At 69.3% G+C, this 22,341-nt stretch carries 18 protein-coding genes; 8 read left to right on the top strand and 10 right to left on the bottom strand.

Annotated elements, in window-relative coordinates:
* Positions 1-18: 18 nt before the first annotated feature.
* A complete protein-coding gene (locus RCH12_RS08860; RefSeq protein WP_327016651.1) occupies positions 19-3,822 on the bottom strand; it encodes a multifunctional oxoglutarate decarboxylase/oxoglutarate dehydrogenase thiamine pyrophosphate-binding subunit/dihydrolipoyllysine-residue succinyltransferase subunit in 3,804 nt (1,267 codons plus the stop codon).
* Between the two features lie 134 nt (positions 3,823-3,956).
* Here RCH12_RS08860 and RCH12_RS08855 point away from each other — a divergent pair, with 134 nt between their 5' ends.
* The 3 genes from RCH12_RS08855 to RCH12_RS08845 all read left to right on the top strand — a co-directional run bounded on the left by RCH12_RS08855 (position 3,957) and on the right by RCH12_RS08845 (position 7,963).
* Entirely contained in the window at positions 3,957-5,396 is a 1,440-nt protein-coding gene (locus tag RCH12_RS08855) for a GuaB1 family IMP dehydrogenase-related protein (protein WP_103430717.1), read from the top strand.
* Between the two features lie 132 nt (positions 5,397-5,528).
* Complete coding sequence (locus RCH12_RS08850; RefSeq protein ID WP_103430753.1) at positions 5,529-6,899, top strand: hemolysin family protein; 1,371 nt, start codon at positions 5,529-5,531, stop codon at positions 6,897-6,899.
* Positions 6,896-7,963, top strand: a complete 1,068-nt coding sequence (locus RCH12_RS08845; RefSeq protein WP_103430718.1) for a hemolysin family protein — start codon at positions 6,896-6,898, stop codon at positions 7,961-7,963. Before RCH12_RS08850 ends, RCH12_RS08845 begins: the two co-directional genes overlap by 4 nt.
* 1 nt (position 7,964) lies before the next feature.
* Here the strand turns inward: RCH12_RS08845 and RCH12_RS08840 are convergent, their stop codons facing one another.
* Positions 7,965-8,816 (bottom strand): Cof-type HAD-IIB family hydrolase, encoded by an 852-nt coding sequence (locus RCH12_RS08840; protein ID WP_327016650.1) that lies wholly within the window; start codon positions 8,814-8,816, stop codon positions 7,965-7,967.
* Positions 8,817-8,921: 105 nt separating this feature from the next.
* Between RCH12_RS08840 and RCH12_RS08835 the strand changes: the two genes are divergently transcribed.
* On the top strand, positions 8,922-9,299 hold the full coding sequence (locus RCH12_RS08835) for a VOC family protein (protein WP_088455342.1): 378 nt from the start codon (positions 8,922-8,924) through the stop codon (positions 9,297-9,299).
* Between the two features lie 4 nt (positions 9,300-9,303).
* On the opposite strand, the gene RCH12_RS08830 is transcribed toward RCH12_RS08835, so the two are convergent.
* Positions 9,304-10,440 (bottom strand): NADH:flavin oxidoreductase/NADH oxidase, encoded by a 1,137-nt coding sequence (locus RCH12_RS08830; protein ID WP_327016649.1) that lies wholly within the window; start codon positions 10,438-10,440, stop codon positions 9,304-9,306.
* 22 nt (positions 10,441-10,462) lie between these two features.
* Here RCH12_RS08830 and RCH12_RS08825 point away from each other — a divergent pair, with 22 nt between their 5' ends.
* Genes RCH12_RS08825 through RCH12_RS08810 form a run of 4 tightly spaced genes read left to right on the top strand, consistent with a single transcriptional unit; the run spans position 10,463 to position 14,249 of the window.
* Complete coding sequence (locus RCH12_RS08825) at positions 10,463-11,305, top strand: ADP-dependent NAD(P)H-hydrate dehydratase (RefSeq protein ID WP_327016648.1); 843 nt, start codon at positions 10,463-10,465, stop codon at positions 11,303-11,305.
* 31 nt (positions 11,306-11,336) lie between these two features.
* A complete protein-coding gene (locus RCH12_RS08820; RefSeq protein WP_327016647.1) occupies positions 11,337-12,599 on the top strand; it encodes a glycosyltransferase 87 family protein in 1,263 nt (420 codons plus the stop codon).
* Between the two features lie 2 nt (positions 12,600-12,601).
* Positions 12,602-12,913, top strand: coding sequence for a thiamine-binding protein (locus tag RCH12_RS08815; RefSeq protein ID WP_103430722.1), 312 nt, complete (start codon positions 12,602-12,604; stop codon positions 12,911-12,913).
* Positions 12,914-12,971: 58 nt separating this feature from the next.
* Positions 12,972-14,249, top strand: coding sequence for an MFS transporter (locus RCH12_RS08810; protein ID WP_327016646.1), 1,278 nt, complete (start codon positions 12,972-12,974; stop codon positions 14,247-14,249).
* A 28-nt stretch (positions 14,250-14,277) separates the two neighbouring features.
* Here RCH12_RS08810 and RCH12_RS08805 read toward each other — a convergent pair whose 3' ends face one another.
* From RCH12_RS08805 to RCH12_RS08775, 7 genes are all read right to left on the bottom strand, one after another.
* A complete protein-coding gene (locus RCH12_RS08805; RefSeq protein WP_255416771.1) occupies positions 14,278-14,949 on the bottom strand; it encodes a response regulator transcription factor in 672 nt (223 codons plus the stop codon).
* A 54-nt stretch (positions 14,950-15,003) separates the two neighbouring features.
* Positions 15,004-16,284 carry a hypothetical protein gene (locus RCH12_RS08800; RefSeq protein WP_103430725.1) on the bottom strand — a complete coding sequence of 427 codons (1,281 nt, stop codon included), beginning with the start codon at positions 16,282-16,284 and terminating at the stop codon, positions 15,004-15,006.
* On the bottom strand, positions 16,281-17,450 hold the full coding sequence (locus tag RCH12_RS08795) for a sensor histidine kinase (protein ID WP_103430726.1): 1,170 nt from the start codon (positions 17,448-17,450) through the stop codon (positions 16,281-16,283). Before RCH12_RS08795 ends, RCH12_RS08800 begins: the two co-directional genes overlap by 4 nt.
* 58 nt (positions 17,451-17,508) lie before the next feature.
* On the bottom strand, positions 17,509-18,183 hold the full coding sequence (locus RCH12_RS08790) for a hypothetical protein (protein ID WP_207795470.1): 675 nt from the start codon (positions 18,181-18,183) through the stop codon (positions 17,509-17,511).
* Positions 18,170-19,642 (bottom strand): DUF4389 domain-containing protein, encoded by a 1,473-nt coding sequence (locus tag RCH12_RS08785; RefSeq protein ID WP_327016645.1) that lies wholly within the window; start codon positions 19,640-19,642, stop codon positions 18,170-18,172. Before RCH12_RS08785 ends, RCH12_RS08790 begins: the two co-directional genes overlap by 14 nt.
* 47 nt (positions 19,643-19,689) lie before the next feature.
* A complete protein-coding gene (gene metX / locus RCH12_RS08780) occupies positions 19,690-20,883 on the bottom strand; it encodes a homoserine O-acetyltransferase MetX (protein WP_103430728.1) in 1,194 nt (397 codons plus the stop codon).
* Positions 20,884-20,958: 75 nt separating this feature from the next.
* The gene (locus RCH12_RS08775) at positions 20,959-22,287 is read right to left on the bottom strand and encodes a bifunctional o-acetylhomoserine/o-acetylserine sulfhydrylase (RefSeq protein WP_103430729.1); all 1,329 of its coding nucleotides are present in this window, start codon (positions 22,285-22,287) and stop codon (positions 20,959-20,961) included.
* Positions 22,288-22,341 lie beyond the last annotated feature (54 nt).

The raw sequence follows: 22,341 nt of genomic DNA, 5'->3' as shown, positions 1-22,341 counted from the left end.
TTCTTGGTGTGCGTTGTGTTACAGGGTGAGCGCGCTCTTGAGCAGCTCGGTCTGTTCCGCGGCGTGACGCTTGGCCGAACCGGCGGCGGGCGACGCGGACGCGGCCCGCGAGAACAGACGGATCGGGCGGGTGCCGAGCTTGTTCGTCTGCAGGTAGAAGAACGGCCAGGCGCCCTGGTTCTCCGGCTCGTCCTGCACCCAGGCCAGTTCGGCGTTCGGGTATTGCTCGGCGACCTGCTTCAGTTCGGCGCCGGGCAGCGGGTAGAACTGCTCCAGGCGCACCAGGGCGATCTCGGGGTTCGGGTTCTTCTCCAGGTCGGCCAGCAGGTCGTAGTACAGCTTGCCGGCCATGAACAGCACCCGCTTGACGGCGGCCTTGTCCTGGACCCGGGCATCGTCGATCACCGGTTCGAACTTGCCGCTGGTGAAGTCGGCGACCGGGCTGGTCGCGCCGCGCAGACGCAGCATCGACTTCGGTGTGAAGACGATCAGCGGGCGACGCGGACGCATGTACGCCTGGCGGCGCAGCAGGTGGAAGTACGACGCCGGCGTCGACGGGCGGGCGACGGTCATGTTGTTCTCGGCGCACATCTGCAGGTACCGCTCGATCCGGGCGGACGAGTGGTCGGGGCCCTGACCCTCGTAGCCGTGCGGGAGCAGCAGCACAACGCTGGAACGCTGGCCCCACTTCTGCTCGGCCGAGGAGATGAACTCGTCGATGATGGTCTGGGCGCCGTTGGCGAAGTCACCGAACTGGGCCTCCCAGAGCACGAGGGCATCGGCCCGCTCCACGGAGTAACCGTATTCGAAGCCCATCGCCGCGTATTCGCTGAGCAGGGTGTCGTAGATCCAGAACCGGGCCTGGTTCTCGCTGAGATTCGCCAGCGGCAACCATTCCTGGCCGTTCATCCGGTCGTGCAGCACCGCGTGACGCTGCACGAAGGTGCCGCGGCGGGCATCCTGGCCGGCGAACCGCACCGGAGTGCCCTCCAACAGCACCGACCCGAGCGCGAGCAGTTCGCCGAAGCTCCAGTCGATGTTGCCGTTGCGGCTCATGTCGAGGCGCTTCTGCAGCAGCTGCTGCAGCTTGTTGTGCACGGTGAACCCGGCCGGCTTGTTGTTGAAAGTGTCGCCGATGAGGTGCACGACGCTCTCGGGCACCCCGGTGGTCTCGGGTTCGCCGACGGCGTCGTCGGGGGCGCCGTGACCGGCGAGTCCCCGGGCCGCCGCGGCCGCTTCGCCGGGCGTGATGATCGGGATCGACGAGGTCTGGGCGGCGTGCGTTTCCAGGAACGCCCGTTCCAGACGGTCCTGGAAGTCGGCGTGGGCCGCTTCGAACTCCGCCTGGGTGATGTCGCCGCGTCCGACCAGCGCCTCGGTGTAGAGCTTCCGCACGCTGCGCTTGGCCTCGATGAGGTTGTACATCAACGGCTGCGTCATCGAGGGGTCGTCGCCCTCGTTGTGGCCGCGTCGCCGGTAGCAGACCAGGTCGATCACGACGTCGCGCTTGAATTCCTGCCGGTAGGCGAACGCCAGTTCGGCGACCCGCACGACGGCTTCGGGGTCGTCGCCGTTCACGTGGAAGATCGGGGCCTGGATGGTCTTGGCCACATCGGTGGAGTACACCGAGGTGCGGCCCTCACCGGGAGGCGTGGTGAAGCCGACCTGGTTGTTGACGACGAGGTGGATGGTGCCGCCGGTGCGGTAGCCGCGCAGCTGAGACATCTGCAAGGTCTCGAGCACCACGCCCTGGCCGGCCATGGCGGCATCGCCGTGCACCAGGACGGGCAGGGTGGAGAACGTGCCGATGGGCTTGCGGTCCTGCTTGGCGCGCACGATGCCCTCGAGCACACCGTCGACGGCCTCGAGGTGGGACGGGTTGGCGGCCAGGTACACGGCCACCTCCTCGCCGTTGGTGCCGCGGAAGGTGCCCTCGGTGCCGAGGTGGTACTTGACGTCGCCGGAGCCCTGCACGCTGCGGGGGTCCTGGGTGCCCTCGAACTCGCGGAAGATCTGGCCGTAGGTCTTGCCGGCGATGTTGGTGAGCACGTTCAAGCGGCCGCGGTGGGCCATGCCGATGCAGACCTCGTCGAGGCCGGCCTCCGCGGAGCCCTGCAGGATCGCGTCGAGCAGCGCGATGGTGGACTCGCCGCCCTCGAGGCTGAAGCGTTTCTGGCCGACGTACTTGGTCTGCAGGAACGTCTCGAACGCCTCGGCCTCGTTGAGCTTGCCGAGAATGCGCATCTGCTCATCGTGGGTGGGCTTGACGTAGGTCTTCTCCATCTTCTCCTGCACCCACTTGCGCTGGGCCGGGTCCTGGATGTGCATGTACTCGATGCCCGTCGTGCGGCAGTACGAGTCCCGCAGCACGCCCAGGATGTCGCGCAGGAGCATCGTGCGCTTGGTGCCGAAACCACCGGTGATGAACTCGCGGTCCAGGTCCCAGAAGGTGAGGCCGTGGCTGGCGATGTCCAGGTCGGGGTGGGTGCGCTGCTGGTATTCGAGCGGGTCGATGTCGGCCATCAGGTGGCCGCGCACGCGGTAGGCGTTGATCAGTTCCTGCACGCGGGCGGTCTTGTCGACGGCGCTGGCCAGGTCGACGCTGATGTCGGGGGCCCAGTGGATGGGGTCGTACGGGATCCGGATCGCGGCGAAGATGTCTTCGTAGAAGTTGTGCTGGCCGATGAGCAACTCGTGCACGATCTTGAGGAACTCACCCGAGCCGGCACCCTGGATGACCCGGTGGTCGTAGGTGCTGGTGAGGGTGATGGTCTTGGAGATGGCCAGGCTGGTGAGCGTCTTGACGCTCGCGCCCATGAACTCGGCCGGGTAGTCGAGCGCGCCGGCGCCGATGATGCAGCCCTGGCCCTTCATCAGCCGCGGCACCGAGTGCACGGTGCCGATGCCGCCGGGGTTGGTCAGTGACACCGTGGCGCCGGAGAAGTCGTCGGCGGTGAGCTTGCCCTTGCGGGCGCGGCCGACCAGGTCTTCGTAGCTGGTCAGGTACTCGCCGAAGGTCATGGTGTCGGCCCGCTTGATGGCCGGGACCATCAGCGAGCGGGTGCCGTCTGGCTTGGGCAGGTCGATTGCGATGCCCAGTCCCACGTGGGCCGGGGCGATCACCGAGGGCTTGCCGTCCTGCTCGTCGTAGTAGACGTTCTGGCTGGGGAACATCTTGAGCGCCCGGATCAGTGCCCACCCGATCAGGTGGGTGAACGACACCTTGCCGCCGCGGGCCCGCTTCATGTGGTTGTTGATCACGATGCGGTTGTCGATGAGGAGCTTCGCCGGGATGGTGCGCACGCTCGTCGCGGTGGGCACGGTGAGGCTGGTGGCCATGTTGGCCGCGAGGCTCTTGGCCATGCCGCGGAGCGGGGTGACGACATCCTGCGGGGGAGTGGGCGCGACGGCGGAGACCACGGGCTGCGGGGTGGTGATCGGGGCGTCGGCGGGAACCGGCTCCGGCTTGGGGGCGATCGACGTGGTGCGGGCCGTGCGCGGGCCGCCGAGAACGGGGATCGGCGCGGTGATCGGGTGCGCTTCGGCCGTCGGTGTCGCGGGTTCCTCTGCCAGCGGGGGAACCTCTGCGGCGGCGGGGGCGATGCTCGAGGCAGCACCCTCGGAGGCCGGGGCGTCCTGCTCGGCCTGCTTCGGCGCCGTTGCGCTCTGGTGGTAACTGTCCAGGATCGGCCACCAGGCCCGATCCACCGAGTTCTTGTCGATGAGGTAACGTTCGTAAAATTCGTCTACGAGCCATTCGTTGGCTCCGAATTCAGCAGAGGCCGTTTCTTCGGACCCACCGCCGGTCAACTGGTTCGACACAGCTGATCGCCCACTCTCTTCGTTGATTCTGATTGTCCATGGCGATCACAACCGCCGGGTCAGTGTGTTGATATCAAGACTAATCCCATCGAGGTGCTGCACCGGTACGGCTCGGGAGGACTAGCGTTAAAAACATGCAGTTCTATGGAGCGGTTCCCCGCCACGATTTGACCTATTCCGACGTCTTCCTGGTGCCCAGCCAGTCTGCGATCAGCAGTCGGCTCGACGTGTCCCTCGCGCCGGGAGACGGCACCGCGGCCACGATCCCGATCGTCTCGGCCAATATGAACTCGGTGACCGGTCCCCGCCTGGCCGCATCTCTCGCCCGGCGTGGCGGCCTCGGCGTGTTGCCGCAGGACATGCACCTGCAGGACCTGGATGCGGCCATCCGTTGGGTGAAGTCGCAGCCCGTGCAGTACGACACCCCGTTCGTGTTCGCCCCCGACGCCACCGTGGCCGACGCGCTGCGCCAGGTCCCGCCGGTCACCGGTCAGGGCCTGGTCATCCACGACGGTGACGATACCTACCTGGGCTGCATCGACGCGGCCAGGCTCGCCTCGGCGTTGCCGGACGCCCGGCTGGGCGATCTGCTGCACGGCCCGCTCACCTCCCTCGACGCCGAAGACATCGACGGGCCGCGCAGCGCTTTCGACGTGATGACGGCCGCCGACCTCGACTTCGCGCCGGTGTTGCTGCGCGGCAAGCTGATCGGCACGCTCAGCCGCAAGAGCGCCCTGCGCTCCACGCTCTACCAGCCGGCCGTGGATGCGTCCGGCCGGCTCCTCGTCGCCGCCGCCGTCGGGATCAATGGCGACGTCGCCGCCAAGGCCCGCGCTCTCGCCGCCGCCGGCGTCGACGTGCTCGTGCTCGACACCGCGCACGGCCACCAGGCCGGCATGATCCGCGCGCTCCGCACGGTTTCGGAGCTCAAGCTCGGCATCCCCATCGTGGCCGGCAATGTGGTCACCGCCGATGCCGTCGAGCACCTCGTCGGCGCCGGGGCGAACATCATCAAGGTGGGCGTCGGGCCCGGCGCCATGTGCACCACCCGGATGATGACGGCCGTGGGTCGCCCGCAGTTCTCCGCCGTGATCGAGACCGCCGAAGCCGCCGGCAAGCTCGGCGCCCACGTGTGGGCGGATGGCGGGGTGCGCTACCCGCGCGACGTGGCGCTCGCGCTCGCCGCCGGGGCCGCGTCGGTGATGATCGGGTCCTGGTTCGCGGGCACCATCGAAGCGCCGGGCACCCTGGACACCGACGCATCCGGCGCCCTCTACAAGGAGAGCTGGGGCATGGCATCGACCAAGGCCGTGCAGCAACGCTTCGACAGGCTCGACGCCTACGAACTGGCCCGCAAAACCCTGTTCGCCGAGGGCATCTCGTCCTCGAAGATCTACCTGGACCCCTTGCGTCCCTCGCTCGAAGACCTGCTCGACATGATCACCTCCGGGGTGCGCAGCTCGTTCACCTACGCGGGGGCGGCCAGCGTGGCCGAATTCCACGAGCGGGCGAAGGTCGGAATCCAGTCCGCAGCCGGCTACGAAGAGGGCAAGGCGCTCGTGGTTTCCTGGTAACCCAGGCGTGTTAACGCACAGGCAGCCCCGGTATAGTTGACCCTCTAATGGACGACCCCCCTTCTGCGAATTCACCCGACCATAAACCCTCGCCCGTGACCCGCGGCGGTGCTGCCCGTGTATGAGTGGATCATGCTCGGGATCGGCCTGATCCTGACCCTGGGCACGGGCCTGTTCGTGGCCAGCGAATTCGCGCTGGTCAACCTCGACCGATCCGACCTCGAGGCGCGCCGCGACCGCGGGGAAACCCGCCTGGCGATGACCATCGCCGCGCTCAAGATCACTTCGACGCACCTCTCCAGCGCCCAGCTGGGCATCACCCTGACGACCCTGCTCACCGGGTATGCGCTGGAGCCCGCGATCAGTTCCCTGCTCGCGGGGCCGCTGGGCCTCGTCGGCGTCCCCGAGCCGGCGGTGCCGGTGGTGGGATCGGCCGTCGCCATCGTGCTCGCGACCCTGGTCTCGATGATCGTCGGTGAGCTCGTGCCCAAGAACTTCGCCCTGGCGCTGCCGATCCAGACCGCCAAGGTCGTCATCCCGTTCCAGACCGTGTTCACCACGGTGTTCAAGCCCGCGGTGACCGTGCTGAACGAGAGCGCCAACGGCCTCCTCCGGATGGTCGGCATCGAACCCAAGGAAGAGATCTCCGGGGCCCGCACCGCCGAGGAACTCTCCTCGCTCGTGCGCCGGTCCGCCAGCGCCGGCCTGCTCGAGGCCGACACGGCGACCCTGCTGCACCGCACCCTGCTGTTCTCCGGGCACACCGCCTCCGACGTGATGACCCCCCGACCCCGGCTCGCCAGCATTCAGCGCAACGCCAGCGCGCAGGCCGTCATCGACCTCACCAGGCAGACCGGCTACTCCCGCTTCCCCGTCATCGACGAGAGCGCCGACGACGTCGTCGGCATCGTCCACGTCAAGCAGGCCGTGGCCGTGCCGCGCAAACGACGCTCGGATGTGCCGGTGTCGGCCCTGCAGTCCGAAGCACTGCGAGTGCCGGAGACCATGAAGCTCGACGGCTTGCTCGGCGAGCTGCGGGGCCGCGGCTTCCAGATGGCCGTCGTCGTCGACGAATACGGCGGAACCGCCGGTGTCGTCACCCTGGAGGACCTGGTGGAGGAACTCGTCGGCGAGGTCGCCGATGAGCACGACCGCACCAGGGCCGGCATCGTGCGCTCGCAGGGCTCCCTGACCTTCCCCGGCATGCTGCGCCCGGACGAGCTGCACGAGCGGGCCGGCCTGACCGTGCCGGAGGACGGCCCGTACGAGACCGTCGCCGGCTACGTGATGAGCGAACTCGGCCGGCTGCCCGTCGTCGGCGACCTCGTGCGCATCGCGTCCGGTGAACTGCGGGTGGAGCGGCTCGACGGCCGTCGCATCGACCGCTTGCGCTATACCCCTGACCCTGTCGAACCCGGCGCACCCGCGACCGGCGCCGTGCGCACCATCCAGAAGGCACCAGTGACCACTTCATCACAGACCAAGCGGGTGAGCGGCCGATGAACGACTGGGCTGGACTCGGCTGGCTGTTCGTGCTGCTGCTCGGCAACGCGTTCTTCGTCGCCGCCGAATTCGCCGTGATCTCAGCGCGCCGCTCCCAGATCGAACCCCTCGCGGAGGCCGGCAAGCGCAGCGCCAAGACCGCCCTGTGGGCCATGGAGCATGCCACGCTGATGCTGGCGACCTCCCAGCTGGGCATCACGGTGTGCTCGCTGCTGATCCTTAACGTGTCGGAGCCGGCGATCCACCACCTGCTGGAGATCCCGCTGAAGCTCACCGGGCTCCCCGAGGAGGCCATCGGCACCATCGCGTTCATCATGGCGCTGCTCATAGTGTCGTACCTGCACGTCGTCTTCGGCGAGATGGTGCCCAAGAACCTCTCGTTCTCGATCCCCGACCAGGCCGTCCTGATCCTGGCGCCGCCGTTGGTGTTCTTCGGCCGCCTCGTCAAGCCCGTCATCGTGGCCCTGAACTCCACCGCCAACGGCGTGCTGCGCCTGTTCGGTGTTGCACCCAAGAACGAGGCGACGAGCACCTACACCCTCGACGAGGTGGCGACCATTGTCACGCAGTCCACCAGGGAGGGCGTGCTCAGCGACGACTCCGGCGCCCTGTCGGCGGCGTTCGAGTTCACCACCAAGACGGCCAAGGACATCGCCGTGCCGCTGGACCAGCTGGTCACCCTGCCGGAATCGGCCACCCCCGCCGACGTGGAGAAGGCCGTCACCCGGCACGGTTTCTCGCGTTACGTGCTCGACTACGAATCCGGCGAGCCCAGCGGTTACATCCACCTCAAGGACGTGCTCGGCCTGGACGTCGACCCGGTCGACCCCGTCGACACCGGCAGGACCGGCTACACCGACCCGATTCCGGCCAAGCTGATCCGCCAACTCGTGTCGATCTTCGAGGACACCGACCTCGAGGATGCCCTGGCCACCATGCGCCGCTCCGGCGCACACCTGGCCCGCACCTTCACCGTCACCGGTGACGCCACCGGCGTGCTGTTCCTGGAGGACATCATCGAGGAGCTCGTCGGCGAAGTGCAGGACGCCACCCGCCGGCTCTAGGTCAGGCCGGTGCCAGCGCCGGCAACGCCGCGAGGATGCTCGTGATGACGCCCTCATCCAGGTTCGACGGAGCCTGGTGCCTGGCCCGCGCGCGGATGCTCGGGTGGCCGTTGGCGACGGCATAGGAGTGCCCGGCGGCGTCGAGCATCTCGGCGTCGTTCAGGTAATCGCCGAAGGCCATGGTCTGCTCCCGGCTGATGCCCAGGTGCTGCTGCAGACGGATGAGCGCCGTGCCCTTGTTGGCTCCCGGCCGCATGATGTCGACCCAGTTGGCGCCGGAGACGACGACATCGGCGGCCAGGTCGAGGGCGCGAACGGCCGGTCCGGTGCGGGTCTCGGCGCGGCCGGCGTCGAAGATCGCCAGTTTGAGCACATCATCATCCGCGGCGGCCACCGTGACATCGGCGACAGTTGACAGGGCCGCGTAGTACGGGCGCACCTGCGCGACGAAGGCCTCATCGGTGCGTTCGATGTACGCGGACCTGGCCCCGCACACCACGATGCCGAGGTCGGCGCCGGCGGCGGCCCGGGCCCGCACCCACTCGACGACCGGGGCGATGATCGATCCGACGACGGGTTCGATGGCGATGCTGACGCCGTCACGCACAATGTTGGTGCCGTTCTCGGCGATGTAGACCAGCCCGTCCCGGTCGCCGAAGACGGCCTGCAGCGTCTGGTACTGACGTCCGCTTGCGGGGGAGAACAGGATCCCGGCCGCCAGGATGCTCTCCAGCAGCGGCCAGAAACGCTCGGGGACCGCTCCGTCGGCGTCGAGCAGGGTGCCGTCCATGTCGCTGGCGATCAGGCGGATGTCGGTCGGCAGGCTGGTGGCGGTCTCACTCGGGTGGGTCATTCTCTCCAGCCTAGTTCTTCTCGCCCGGCGACGGCCGGGCCCCCTCGTGGGCCTGGGGCACCCGGCGTACCCTGACGGGCATAGCTGGAAAGCGAGGACACACTCATGTTGAGTCAACTGGAAACCGTGGCGGTCCTGCCCGCCAGGGACATCAAGCGGGCCCGGTCCTTCTACACCGACAAGCTCGGCCTGGAGCCCACCGACGTCCGCGAGGGCGAGATGCGCTTCCGCACCCCCTCCGGCGGGTCGGTGCTGGTGTACGAAACCGAGAACGCGGGCACGGCCAAGAACACGGCCCTGATCTGGATGGCCGACGACGTCGACGCCGAGGTCGCCCGGCTGAGGGAGGCGGGGGTGGTGTTCGAGGAGTACGACCTGCCCGGCCTGAAAACCGAGAACGGCATCGCCACCACCGACCAGGAACGCGCCGCCTGGTTCAAGGACTCGGAGGGCAACATCCTCTGCGTCGCCCAGGAGGTGTAGGTCGTCAGACCGCCGGCCAGGTGGCCCTGGCGTACTGGCCGGGCCAGTAGTCCAGTGGCACGCCCAGCTCGGCGGCGGCGCGGAGGGCGAAGTGCGGGTCGCGCAGGAACTCGCGGCCCAGCATGACGGCATCCGCTGCGCCGGAGGCAACGATCTCGTTAGCGTGTGCGGCTGTCGTGATGAGCCCGACCGCGTTGACCGGAACGGCGGCACTGTCCTTGACGAACTGTGCCAGGGGAACCTGGTACCCGGGGGTCAGGGGAATGTGCACGCCGGTGACGTTGCCGCCGGAGGACACGTCGAAGAAGTCGGCCCCGGCCTGGGCGGCCCACCCGGCGACGACGGCGGTCTCCTCCACACTCCAACCGTCGACGGTGTAGTCGGTGGCGGAGAACCGCACCAGCAGCGGAACACTCTCGCCGACCTCGGCCCGGACGGACTCCACCACACGTAGGAGCAGGCGGGCCCGGTTCTCCAGTGAGCCGCCGAAATCGTCGGTGCGCTGATTGCTCAGCGGGGACAGGAACTGGTGCAACAGGTAGCCGTGGGCGGCGTGCAGTTCCAGGACGTCGAAGCCGGCGCCGATGGCGCGTCGAGCGGCCCTGACGAAGTCGGCGACGACGGTGTCGAGGCCCGCGTGGTCGAGTGCCGTCGGTGCCGCGTAACCGGGGAAGGCGATGGTGGAGGGACCCAGCGTCGGCCAGCCGCCCTGGTCGGCGGGCACGCTGCCGTGCAGACTGGTGCCCCAGGCCGGCCAGGTGGACGCCTTCCGGACGGCGTGGGCGAGCTGGATGCCGGCGGTGGCGCCCTGCCCGTGCAGATAGTCGACGATGTGCGCCCAGGCGGACGCCTGGGTGTCGTTCCAGATCCCGGTGTCCCGGTCGGTGATGCGGCCTTCCGGGCTGACGGCGGTGGCCTCGGTGACGATCAGGCCGGCGCCGCCCGCGGCCATCGAGCCCAGGTGCACCAGGTGCCAGTCGGTCGGCACGCCGTCCCGCTCGATGACGGAGTACTGGCACATCGGCGCGACCCAGAGCCGGTTGCGAATGACGACCTCGCGCAGGCTGATCGGGTCGAACAGGGAGACCGCCGCGGCGGAATCGGCTGCGGCGGGGGCGGGGACGGTGCTGATATCGGACACCGAAACAACCTATCGTGAGTGCATGGCGAAACCTCGACGATGGCTGGAATGGGAGGCCGCCCAGGCCCGCGACTGGATCGCGGTGCCGCAGGCGACCGATGACAAGTACAGCCGCGGCGTGCTGGGCGTGCGCACGGGTTCCACCGAGTACCCGGGCGCGGCGGTGCTCGGTGTGGAAGCCGCGAGCCGCACCGGGGTGGGCATGCTGCGCTACCTCGGTCCCCGCCGGGTCGGGACCCTCGTGATGCAGCGCCGTCCGGAGGTGGTGACGGTCGACGGCCGGGTGCAGGCCTGGCTGCTCGGCTCGGGCATGGACGCCGGCAGCCGCAGCCCGGAGACCACCAAACAGCTGCAGAAGGCGCTCCGTCAGGGTCTGCCGACGGTGCTCGACGCCGGCGCGCTCGATCTGGTCGGCGTCGGCACCGGCCCCCGGCTGATCACCCCGCACTACCGGGAACTGGCCGCTCTGCTGGGCCGGTCCGGCGAGAACGTCACCGTCGAGGACATCGCCGGTGAACCGGGGGAGTGGGCGATCCGCGCCGCCGTCCTGCTCGATGTCACGGTGCTGGTGAAGGGCAGCGTCACCCACCTGGCCTCACCGTCCGGTATCCGCCTGAAGGTGTCCGGCGCGCCCGCCTGGCTGGCGACGGCCGGTTCCGGCGACGTGCTGGCCGGCATCCTCGGTGCCCTGCTGGCCACGAACAGCGCGCGTATCCAGGCGGATGCCGACGCGCTCGCCGCGCTCGCCGCCACGGCCGCATTCGTGCACGGCGCGGCGGCGCACCGGGCGTCCGGCGGTGGCCCGATCGTGGCGCTCGACGTGGCCCAGGCCGTTCCGGCGACGATCGCGGCGCTGCTGGCCTGACCCGCCGCAGCGGAGTGTGGCACAGTGGAGCGTGCCTGAATTCCTGCGCCGCCCCGCCCTGCTGTGGTGCGGCTTCGCGATCGTGCACGCGGTGCTCATCATTCTGAACCTCAGCGGCATCGGCTGGCCGCTCGGCGACGTGGAACGGGTGTACCTGGGGTGGGCCGAGGCCACGGCATCCGGCGCCGTCAGTCTGGGCATCAACACCGACTTCGTCTACCCGATCCTGGCCCTCGCCCCGATCCTCGCATCGCTGGCCTTCGGCGCCGGGCCGTACGCGCTCACCTGGCTCGGCCTGGTGACCGTGCTCAATGGGGTCGCCTTCGCCGCGCTCACCGGTCGCCGGCCGGGTCCGGCGGCGGCCCTGGCCGCCTGGTGGTGGCTGCTGTTCCTACTGTTGCTGGGCCCCATCGCGCTGGCCAGGATCGACTCCGTGACCGTACCGCTGGCGATTCTGGGTCTGCTCTGGCTGCGCAGCCGGCCGTTCTGGGGAGCGGTGCTCCTGACCGTCGCGACCTGGGTCAAGGTCTGGCCGGTCGCGGCGATCATCGCGCTGGTGGTGGCCTCGAGGCGACGCTGGCAGGTGCTGGCCGCCTTCGCCGGCACCTCCGCGCTGATCATCGGAGCGGCCCTCGCCGCCGGCAGCGGGGTCACCATCCTCAGCTTCGTGACCGAGCAGACCAACCGGGGGATCCAGATCGAGGCGCCGGTGGCGTCCTGGTGGTTGTGGCAGTCGGCCCTGGGCATCCCCGGCGCCGTCGTGTACTACGACCAGCAGATCCTGACCTACCAGGTGATCGGTGCGGGCACCGACCTCGCGGCGGCGGTACTGACCCCGCTCCTGGCGCTCTGCGTCGGCGCGGTGCTGCTACTGGGCTGGCGCGCCCAACGCGCCGGTGCATCGGCCGACCTGCTGTTCCCGCCGCTGCTGCTGGCCCTGGTGCTCACCCTGATCGCGGTCAACAAGGTGGGCTCGCCGCAGTTCATCACCTGGCTGGCCGCCCCGCTGATCCTCGGCCTGGTCTCCTCCTGGCGAGCCTGGCGGGGCCCGGCGCTCACGGCCCTGGCGATGGCGGCGCTCACCCAGATCGTCTACCCGTACTTCTACAACGACCTGCTGGCCACCACCCCGGCCATGGTGCTGATCCTGTCGGTGCGCAACCTCCTGGAGCTGGTGCTGCTGGGCTGGATGCTCGTTCGCATCTGGCGGCTCGGCGCCGCCTCCGCAACACTGTCAGAGAGCACCGCCGCCAGTCCCGGTGCCACAGCGCATCGCCCGATCCTCAAGGAGTAATCATGCTCGTCGCATTCTCGGTCGCCCCCTCCGGCGGCCCCACCGATTCGGTGCACGATGCCGTCGCCGCTGCGGTGAAAGTCGTCCGCGACTCGGGGCTGCCCAACCACACCGATTCGATGTTCACCACCATCGAAGGCGATTGGGACGAGGTCTTCGCCGTCGTCAAGGCGGCGACGGATGCCGTCGGCGCGTTCGGCTCCCGGGTGTCGCTGGTGCTCAAGGCCGACATCCGCCCCGGCTATTCCGGCGAGCTCACCGCCAAGCTGGACCGCCTCGAGGCGGCTCTGGACGAGGCCGGCGGGGCATCCTGACACCGGCCTGGCGCCGCCGCGTCACCGTCCAGACACGACCGCCCCGTAGTCTGGATTGATGCCCTCACTCTCTGACGGGTCGACGCGCCTGTCGCCGACCCGCGTTCGCCTCGCCCTCCTGGCTCTCGCCCTCGGCGGCTTCGCGATCGGCGCCACCGAGTTCGTCGCCATGGGGCTGCTGCCCAATCTGGCCGCCGACCTGCTGCCCGGCCTCTACGCGTCGTCGCCGGATGCCGCCAACGCCCAGGTCGGCTGGCTCATCTCCGCCTACGCTCTCGGTGTCGTCGTCGGGGCGCCCACGATCGCCGCGGCCGCGGCCCGGTGGCCACGCAAACAGCTGCTGCTCGTTCTACTGGCCTGCTTCACCCTGGCCACCATCGCGTCCGCGCTGCTGCCGACCTTCGGCCTGGTGCTGGTGGCCCGGTTCGTCGCCGCCCTGCCGCACGGCGCCTATTTCGGGATCGCGTCGCTGGTCGCCGCCGAGCTGATGGGCCCGGGCAAGCGGGCACGCGGTGTCGCGATCGTGCTCTCCGGCCTCACCATCGCCAACGTCATCGGCGTGCCCTCGATCACCTGGCTCGGCCAGGTTGCGGGCTGGCGGGTCGCCTACATAGCCGTGGCCGCCCTCTTCGCGGTGACCTTCGTCGCCGTGATCGTGGCCGTGCCGTTCCAGGCCGGGAACCCCGGCGCCACCATGCGCAACGAGCTGCGCGCCTTCGGGCGCCTGCAGGTCTGGTTCGCGCTCCTGATCGGCGCCGTCGGGTTCGGCGGTCTGTTCGCCGTCTACACCTACGTGGCCCCGCTGGTGATCGAGGTCACCGGGCTGCCCGCTCTCGCGGTGCCGCTGGTGCTCGTTGTGGTGGGCCTGGGAATGACCGTGGGCAACTTCGCCGGCGGCGTGTTCGCCGATCGCAGTGTGCGGCGCAGCATGTACGCCTTCTTCGCCGTCATGCTCGCGGCCCTGCTGCTGCTGGCCTTCTCCGCGCAGCACCTGGCCGGGCTGCTGACCGGGGTGTTCCTGGTCGGCGCGTCGGCGGCGGCGCTGTCGCCGACCATCCAGACCCGGCTGATGGATGTCGCACATGACAGCCAGTCGATCGCCGCGGCCCTCAACCACTCGGCGCTCAACCTCGGCAACGCGCTCGGCGCGTTTCTGGGCGGCATCGTCATCGCGGGCGGGCTGGGCTATCTCGCCCCGATCTGGGTCGGGTTCGGCCTGAGCGTGGTGGGGTTGGCGCTGGCCGTGGTCACCTTCGCGATCGACAGGGTCCGTCGCAGCCGAGGCGAGCAGGTGCCGTACGGCACCGCACTGATCACGGTGGTCGGCACGGACTGAGCGCCGCGCCGACCCGGCCGGTGGCGTTCTAGTCGGACTGCAGCAGGATGCCGTCGTGGATGGCGCGCTTCCGCAGGGCCACCTTGGTTCCGACATCAAAACCGGCCAGACGGTACTTCTCGCGGATCCGCTTGAGGTAGGACTTCGCCGTCTCCTCGGAGATGCCCAGCTGGTGGGCGACGGCCTTGACCGGCTCACCGGCCCCGTACAACGCCATCACCCGGCGTTCCTGGGCGCTCAGCCGCGGCGAGCTGCCGGCGGCTCCGGCGTGCAGGGCGAGGTCGAGTTCGGCGGAGATGTATGACTCGCCGACGTTCGCGGCGTGGATGGCTTCAACAATGGTGCTGGCCTCCTCGGTCTTGACGAGGTAGCCCAGAGCGCCGGCGGCGAGGGCCTCGCGCACGAGAGCCGGCTCGGAGTAGGTGCTCATCAGCACGGTCTTCACCCCGGCCGTCTTGAGGGTGGAGATCTTCAGCGAGACCGGGATGTTGTCCTTGAGGTCCAGGTCGAGCAACACCACATCGACCGGGAACTCCGGGTGGGTGAGGAGCTCGGGCCAGGTGGTCACGGCGGCCACCATGTTGATGTCGTCCGCGGCGCCTCTGATCCACTCCGTCAGCGCTCCCAGGAGCATCCGGTGGTCGTCGACCAGGGCCAACCGGATGGGATTGTCGATGAGCGTCGCTGCTGTGTTCGTCACTGCTGCCTCCTGTTGCATTTTCCCTGTCGGGGCATCCCGGGCCAACCGGCCCGGTCACGCATCCGCAGGATTGTCAATACTGCATTCAATGTCGACGTGGAGATGCCCACCTCGCACCGAATCGATATGAGGGCCCACTACTCGGATAGCTTGCCATGTCTCCGGGTCCACCCGTCGACGAGGCACCCCCTCAATGATCATTTTGATCGGAAACCGAAGCATTTCACCGATAATATGGCCGTTGGTACGGCCAAAAGGTCCGAAAACCAGCGAAACCGTCGGTTCGGCACCATCGGTGTCGCTGATCAGGAGCCAGATGGCCAGCAGCAGGGCATCGCGCTGGGCCGGCGAGAGCTGACCGGCCAACCCGGACGGGTCGTCGAGATTGACGGCGGGGCCGAGGAACTCGGATTCGGTGAGCGCGTGATGCAGCCAGGTCTCCCGGCGGCCCTCGATGAGGTGTAGTCGCAACTGGGTGGCGAGCATCGCCGCCGCCGCCGATTTCGCCGAACTGAGCGGCAGGGCGGTGCGTCCGGTGGCGACGTCGTCGAGCAGGGTTTCGGCGTCGAGGTCGATGCGGGCCAGCTCCTCGGAGGCGAGCATGCCCACGGCGGAGGACGGCTGGCTGATGGTGCTCTGCACGAGCACCAGGTCCAACTCACGCTGCACGATGCGGCGGAAACCGCGCACGACAGACGCCCCGATCAACGGCGGGAACACGCAGACGCCGATGGTCAGGATGGCCGGCGCCATCAGCTCCGGATCGTAGCCTGCCGCGGTGACCGAGCCCGCCGCGATCACGGCGCCGAGGACCAGCGTCGCAGCGACGATCTCCCGTCCGCGCCGCACCGACACCAGCACGGCAAGCAGGGCGCCGACGGCGGCGGCGGCGGTGGGATAGGTGCCCGCGGCGGTGCCCTGACCGTACCCGGCCAGGTCGAGCCCGACGACGACCTCGCCCAGGGCGAGCACGGCGAGAAACAACCAGGTCGGCATCCGGTCGGGCAGCCTGTTGACGAGGATCAGCGTCACGACGGCCGCGAGCAGCAGAACGATCCACGCCGCCAGGGTCGGCAACGGGTTCGGATACCGGTCCCACTGGCTCGCGAACCGCCACAACAGGAACAGGGCGAAGAACCCGCTGCTCAGGGAGATACCGAAGCCGAGGTGGCGGCTACCGAGCCCGGTGCGGTTGGCCAGGGTGGTTTGAACGGTGCGCTGCGGACGGCGAAAGGTGCGGCGCCGCTCGTCGCGCTGGTCATCGAGCAACTGCTTGTGCGCTCTGGCCGACGAGCTGCCGGAGTGCGGCGGTGCCGGGGTCGCCGCCGATGTCACTTGGGCACCTCGAGCACGACGGTGGTGCCGGAGCCCGGGGAGGAGAACAGGCGCGCGCTGCCGCCGACGTCGCGAAGGCGGGCCACGACGGACTCGGCGAACCCGAGCCGTTCGGTGCCGACGGCGCTGAGGTCGAACCCCCGACCGGCATCCGTCACCATGGCGCGCACCGTCGTGTCGTCGTCGGAGATCGTGACGTCGGCCCTGGTGACGCCGGAGTGCCTGCGCACGTTTTCGAGGCACTCGCCGAGGGCGAGCAGGAACGAGTCGAGAACGTCGCTGGGCAGCAGCACCTGGCCGCTGCCGTGCCAGTCGACCTCGAGTCCCATCCGGCCGAAACGCTGCTTCACCGACTCGAGGGTGCTGCCGAGCATCGACGTGTTGGACGGTTCCAGCGTGTAGACCCCGGAACGACTGGGGGTGGGCAACGCGCCCAGACGCAACTGGCGGAGCAGACGGGCGTCATCGCCGGATTGTTGCCGCAGAGCGGCGGGGCTGACGCCCACACCCGAATGCGCCAGGAGGGTGAGGGTGGCTAGCACGGTGTCGTGCAGCAACCTGGCTCCCTGCCGGCGTTGCGCTTCGAGTTCGCTGGCATGTCGTTCGGCCTGGTGGGCGCGCCCGATCGCGGCGACCCGCTGCAGCACCCGGGGCACGCTCTGCGCAATCCACCAGCCGCCCAGGGACAGGGCGGCCCAGCCGCACACTGTCAGGACCAGGGGCAGCACCGACCCGCCGGACGAGATGGTGACGAACGCCACCCCGGCCACGGTCATGCCGAAAGACCCGAACAGGATGAGCTGGCGTCCGGGGCCGACGACGAGCACCGGCGCGACGCAGCTGGCCCCGCCGGCAGCCAGGGTGGCGATCAGGGCCTCCTCGACGGGGTTGAGACCCACATCAACCCTGGTGGCCAGCCCGACGACGAGGATGACGGCGTTGCTCAGCAGCACGATGCACACCGCCCACCGGAGTGCGCCGCTCTGACCGAGGACGTATTGGCACCCGGCCATCAACAGGATCAGCGACCCGGCGAACAGGACCACGGACGCATCGAGGCCGCCCGGCACGGCCAGGTAGGCCAGCGACGTCACCGAAGCGGTCAGCCCGGTTATCCGGGCGGACCGACGAAGGACTCGATCGCGCTCTCTGGCAATACGTGGCATGGCTGCAGTACTCCTCATGAGTGCCCTACCCGTCACCTTATCGGCCCCGGTGGCGGATTTACGGCTGTTGACGTGGACTTTCTTTCCGGCGCAGAAGCAAGTGCAGAACCACGCCGCTGACCAGGGCCATGGCCACCGCCATGAACATCCCGGCGAGAACCCCGATGAGCAGGATGAGCGCGCCGGGCTGGCCCGGCTGCCACAGTGGTGTGGCCACGGCGAAGAACACGGCCAGGCCGGCGCCCCAGGCACCGGCGCTGCCGAGGATCCACCAGCCGGCACCCCGGAGGTGCCGGCGGAGCTCGAACCACTGGGCGAAGCCGAGGGCGCACAGCAGCACAGCGGCGAGCAGGATTCCGGCGGTGAGTTGGGCGGCCGCCGGCCAGCGCTGCCAGACCTCGGCCCACTCGGCGGGCAACAGCCCGATGAACCAGGCCGCGGCGCCGGCGATGGCCGTGGCGCCGACCCACCGGCGGCGATTCAGTGCCGGCACCCGGCTGCGGAGCACCGTCGCCTGCGTCCAGCCGAGCACGGTGCCTTCGGCGGCGCCGGCGAGGATCAACGCCGGCGCCAGCACCGGTGAGCCGGCGAAGGCCAGCTGGGCCAGGGCGGGGACGAGGAACCCGACGCTTTCGCCGAGGCTGACCCAGAGCAGCCAATTGCGCAGGAACCTGTCGGCACGATCGGGACCGCTACGGGGCCGGGGGCCGGGGAGCGGCCTATCGACCGTCATGGGAAGCGACGGGGGCGGCCGGTGCGGGTGGTACTGCCACGACGGAGCCTGGATCGAGCGGGCCCTGATCGAGCCGGAACGGCGGGTACTCGTCGCGCATCAGCGCGGCATAGACGATCACCCTGTACAGCCAGCGGTTCAGTCCGATGACCAGATCGAAGATCCCGCGCCGGTAGCGTCCGCTGAAGAGCAGGATCACGGCGCCGATGAGGACCAGGATGCCCAGCAGCGAGAATCCGGTGCTGGTGGCGGTGGTCCAGCCGTTGTTGCCGCTCGCGGTCCACCCCCAGCTGCCGCCGGTGAGGATCGCCACGATGAACAGGTGGGGTATCACCAGCAGCCACCACTTGACCAGGACCAGTCCGTGCGAGAGCCGAGCCGGATAGTCCACCTCGAGGTCGGCCGGATAGTCGGTGGCGGCGAGGGTGAACGGCGGGTACCTGTCGGTGCCGAGCGCGGAGTACGAGTAGAAACTCACCCGCCAGTTCCAGCGCAGCACGCCGACGCTGTAGTTGAAGATCGCCCGCGGGTAACGTCCGGTGAACAGGATGGCGAACCCGGCCACGATGGTGCCGATCCAGAGCCCGAACCAGAGGAAGAACAGCACGATGACGTGCGGGATGACCAGGATCCACTTGACCAGCCAGAGCGCCCGCGAGACGTCGGGGTCGAGCCATCCGTTCAGCCGTGCGGGATAGTCGGCGCCCGGCCTGTCGGGATCGGCGCCGGGCTGGCCGGTCGCACCGCCCGGTACCGGCGTGGCGCCGCTGCGGCTGGAGGGCGCCGGACCGTTACGGCCCAGGCCGATCACACCGAGGATCACCAGGATCAGCCCGATCACCAGGGTGATGATGCCGATCAGCAGCAGGGTGATCGCCGCGGGCGCCAGGAGCCCTGAGCGCACACCGGCACTGACCTGCACGGCGACCGGGCTGCTGCCGTCGGCATTCATCACCACGACGGCCCACGCCCCGGGCTGCACCGGCCAGGTGATCTCCTGGCTGCCGGGCCCGGCTGCACTGACGGTCCAGAAGTCCTGTTCGGCGGGTGGTTCGGGCCGGTCGGAGCCGGGAATGTCTGCGTACCGCGCGCGGAGCGACGTGGATTCGATGCCGCGCACCTCGGTGTGTGCAACGTTCGCCAGGTAGCTGTCGACGTCGGCCTGCGGCGCGATCCCGAGAAACACCGGGTCGTCGTTGGCTCCCGTCGCCACCAACCGGATCCTGGCGACGTCCAGGTTCAGCGGCGGGGGAGTGCCCGTGGTGGTGACGGGACCGAGGGGAGGACTGGTCAGTGCGTAGGAGTTGGCGACGAGGGGCACCGTGCGGGTGGAGAAGTAGCCGTTTTCACCCTGCGCGCCGGCGGCGACGGCAGCAACGGTGCCGGTGGCCGTCAGCCCGAACCCGATCAGGGTCAGGATCGTGCCGATCAGCAACATGATGAGCGGGCCGGGTTTCATGGCGCCAGAGTTCTCCCGAACGCACTGCGTGTCAACCCTTCCGCGGTTCAGCCGAGCAGCCACCGGAGCTGGTCGCCGATGGCCTGGTCCTCGATGAGGAACCCGTCGTGACCGTAGCCCGACTCGATCACCACCGGGTCGCCGCCGCTCCCCAGTCCGGCCGCGATGACGCGCTGGCCGTCCAGGGGGAAGAGCCTGTCGCTGTCGATGCCGACGACGAGGGTGCGGGCCGTGATGCGGGCCAGTGCGGCGTCGACGCCGCCCCGGCCCCGTCCGATGTCGTGGGAGTTCATGGCCTCGACCAGGGTGATGTAGCTGTTCGCGTCGAACCGCCGGGTGAACTTGTTGCCGTGGAAGTCGAGGTAGGACTCCACGGCGAACCGGCCGTGCCCGCCCAGCGGGGTGATATCGCTCTGCCAGCTGCGCTCGAACCGGGAGTTGAGTTCCGACGGGCTGCGGTAGTTGAGCAGCGCCATCCGCCTGGCCAGGGCGAGGCCGCGGCTCGGGCCATCGCCGGGTTCGGCGTCGTAGTAATCGCCCGCACGAAAGAGCGGGTCGGTGCGGATGGCCTCGATCTGCACCGAATTGAGGGCGATCTGGTCGGCCGTCGTGACCGGCGGGGCGGCCAGGATGCCCAGCCGGGCCACCCGGCCGGGGTGTTCGATGCCCCATTCCAGCACGTGCATGCCACCCATGGAACCGCCGACGATCCCGGCCCAGCGTTCGACGCCGATCCGGTCGCTGAAGGCCACCTGCGCCGCCACCTGATCGCGGATGCTCAGGTACGGGAATCGGGGCCCCCACTCGGAGCCGTCCGGCGCGAGGGACGCCGGGCCGGTGCTGCCCTGGCAGCCGCCGAGCATGTTCGGCGCCACCACGAACCACCGGTCGGTGTCGATCGCGAGGCCGGGGCCGACGATGCCGCTCCACCAGCCGGCGGTCGGATGCCCGGCCGCCGGCGGGCCGACGACGTGGCTGTCCCCGGTGAGAGCGTGCAGCACCAGCACCGCGTTGTCGCCGGCCGGATTCAGCTCGCCCCAGCTCTCGTAGGCGATCCGCACGCCGGCCAGGTGCCCGCCCGCCTCGAGGTTGAGGGCGCCGATGTCCACGAACCGGCGGCCGCCCACAGGATCACCGTCACGCCAGGCGCCCGTGACGGGCGGTTTACCCAGCAGTGAGCGCGCCTGCGCGTCGGTGACCAGGCTGGACGGGACGGTGTCCGCGGAGTATTGCCATTCCATACGGCTCCATTGTGGCCATGTTCGGCCGTGGCCGCCGATTGTTACGTCTAGCGGGCGGGTGAGAGTCGGCGGGCTCTACGCGTTCGCGCGGGACGCCGCGACCACGGCGCGGGCGGCGGCCAGGCCGGCCTCGAGGTCGGCCTGCAGGTCGATGACGTTCTCGATGCCCAGCGACAGACGCACCAGGCCCGGCGTGACGCCAGCGGTGAGCTGCTGCTCCGGGGTGAGCTGGGCGTGCGTGGTCGACGCCGGGTGGATCACCAGCGAGCGCACATCGCCGATGTTGGCCAGGTGGCTGAACAGGCTGAGGTTGTCCACCAGCGCGCGTCCGGCATCCACCCCGCCCTTGAGCTCGAAGGAGAGCACCGCGCCCACGCCCAGCGGGGCGTACTTGTTGGCGGCCGCGTACCAGGGGCTGGACGGCAGTCCCGCGTAGTTGACCGACGCGATGTCGGGGTGGCTCTCGAGGAACTCCGCGATGGTCTGCGCGTTGGACACGTGCCGTTCGATGCGGAGACTCAGCGTCTCGATGCCCTGGATGAGCTGCCAGGCGCTCGCCGGGGCGATGGCGCTGCCGAGGTCGCGCAGCAACTGCACGCGGGCCTTGATGATGAACGCGAGGGCGTCGCCGACCGCGGTGGTGTAGCTGGCGCCGTGGTAGGACGGGTCCGGTTCGGTCAGGCCGGGGAACTTCTCGACGTTGGCCGACCACTCGAACAGGCCGCCGTCGACGACGACGCCGCCGATGATGGTGCCGTGGCCGCCGAGGAACTTGGTGGCCGAGTGCACGATGATGTCGGCGCCGTGTTCGAACGGGCGGATCAGGTACGGCGTCGCGATGGTGTTGTCGACGATGAGCGGCACCCCGTTGGTGTGCGCCACCTCGGCGACCAGCGCGATGTCGAGCACGTTGATCTTGGGGTTGCCGATGGTCTCGGCGAAGAACAGCTTGGTGTTGGGCCGCACCGCTCGGGCCCACTCCGCGGCGTCGTCCTGGTCTTCGACGAAGGTGGTCTCGATGCCGAGCTTGGCGAGGGTGTACTTGAAGAGGTTGTAGGTGCCCCCGTAGATCGAGCTGGACGACACGATGTGGTCGCCGGCCTGGGCGATGTTGAGCACCGCGAAGGTCGACGCCGCCTGGCCGGAGGCCACCAGCAGGGCGCCGGTGCCGCCTTCGAGGGCGGCGACCCGCTCCTCGACCACGGCCTGGGTCGGGTTCTGGATGCGGGTGTAGATGTTGCCGAACTCGGCCAGCGCGAACAGGTTCTGGGCGTGTTCGGCGTTGTTGAAGACGTAGGAGGTGGTCTGGTAGATCGGCGTGGCCCGCGCGTTGGTCACCGGGTCTGGGCGGGCCCCGGAGTGGACCTGCTTGGTTTCGAACTTCCAGTCTGCGGAATCGCTCATGGGTCGGTCTCCCTGTTCGTGGTCGGGCCGGCAAGCCCGAGGAATCTACAGCGG

The organism is Cryobacterium sp. MP_3.1 (assembly GCF_035984795.1).
Lineage (GTDB): Bacteria > Actinomycetota > Actinomycetes > Actinomycetales > Microbacteriaceae > Cryobacterium > Cryobacterium zongtaii.
The sequence above is the reverse complement of the archived record's forward strand: the minus strand, read 5'-3'. Positions and strand labels throughout refer to the sequence as shown.

Coding starts and splice junctions, on each gene's coding strand:
- RCH12_RS08855 (WP_103430717.1), top strand. CDS start 3,957: ATGCAGTTCTATGGAGCGGTTCCCCGCCACGATTTGACCTATTCCGAC.
- RCH12_RS08850 (WP_103430753.1), top strand. CDS start 5,529: ATGCTCGGGATCGGCCTGATCCTGACCCTGGGCACGGGCCTGTTCGTG.
- RCH12_RS08845 (WP_103430718.1), top strand. CDS start 6,896: ATGAACGACTGGGCTGGACTCGGCTGGCTGTTCGTGCTGCTGCTCGGC.
- RCH12_RS08840 (WP_327016650.1), bottom strand. CDS start 8,816: ATGACCCACCCGAGTGAGACCGCCACCAGCCTGCCGACCGACATCCGC.
- RCH12_RS08835 (WP_088455342.1), top strand. CDS start 8,922: ATGTTGAGTCAACTGGAAACCGTGGCGGTCCTGCCCGCCAGGGACATC.
- RCH12_RS08825 (WP_327016648.1), top strand. CDS start 10,463: ATGGCGAAACCTCGACGATGGCTGGAATGGGAGGCCGCCCAGGCCCGC.
- RCH12_RS08815 (WP_103430722.1), top strand. CDS start 12,602: ATGCTCGTCGCATTCTCGGTCGCCCCCTCCGGCGGCCCCACCGATTCG.
- RCH12_RS08810 (WP_327016646.1), top strand. CDS start 12,972: ATGCCCTCACTCTCTGACGGGTCGACGCGCCTGTCGCCGACCCGCGTT.
- RCH12_RS08795 (WP_103430726.1), bottom strand. CDS start 17,450: ATGCCACGTATTGCCAGAGAGCGCGATCGAGTCCTTCGTCGGTCCGCC.
- RCH12_RS08790 (WP_207795470.1), bottom strand. CDS start 18,183: ATGACGGTCGATAGGCCGCTCCCCGGCCCCCGGCCCCGTAGCGGTCCC.
- RCH12_RS08785 (WP_327016645.1), bottom strand. CDS start 19,642: ATGAAACCCGGCCCGCTCATCATGTTGCTGATCGGCACGATCCTGACC.
- metX (WP_103430728.1), bottom strand. CDS start 20,883: ATGGAATGGCAATACTCCGCGGACACCGTCCCGTCCAGCCTGGTCACC.
- RCH12_RS08775 (WP_103430729.1), bottom strand. CDS start 22,287: ATGAGCGATTCCGCAGACTGGAAGTTCGAAACCAAGCAGGTCCACTCC.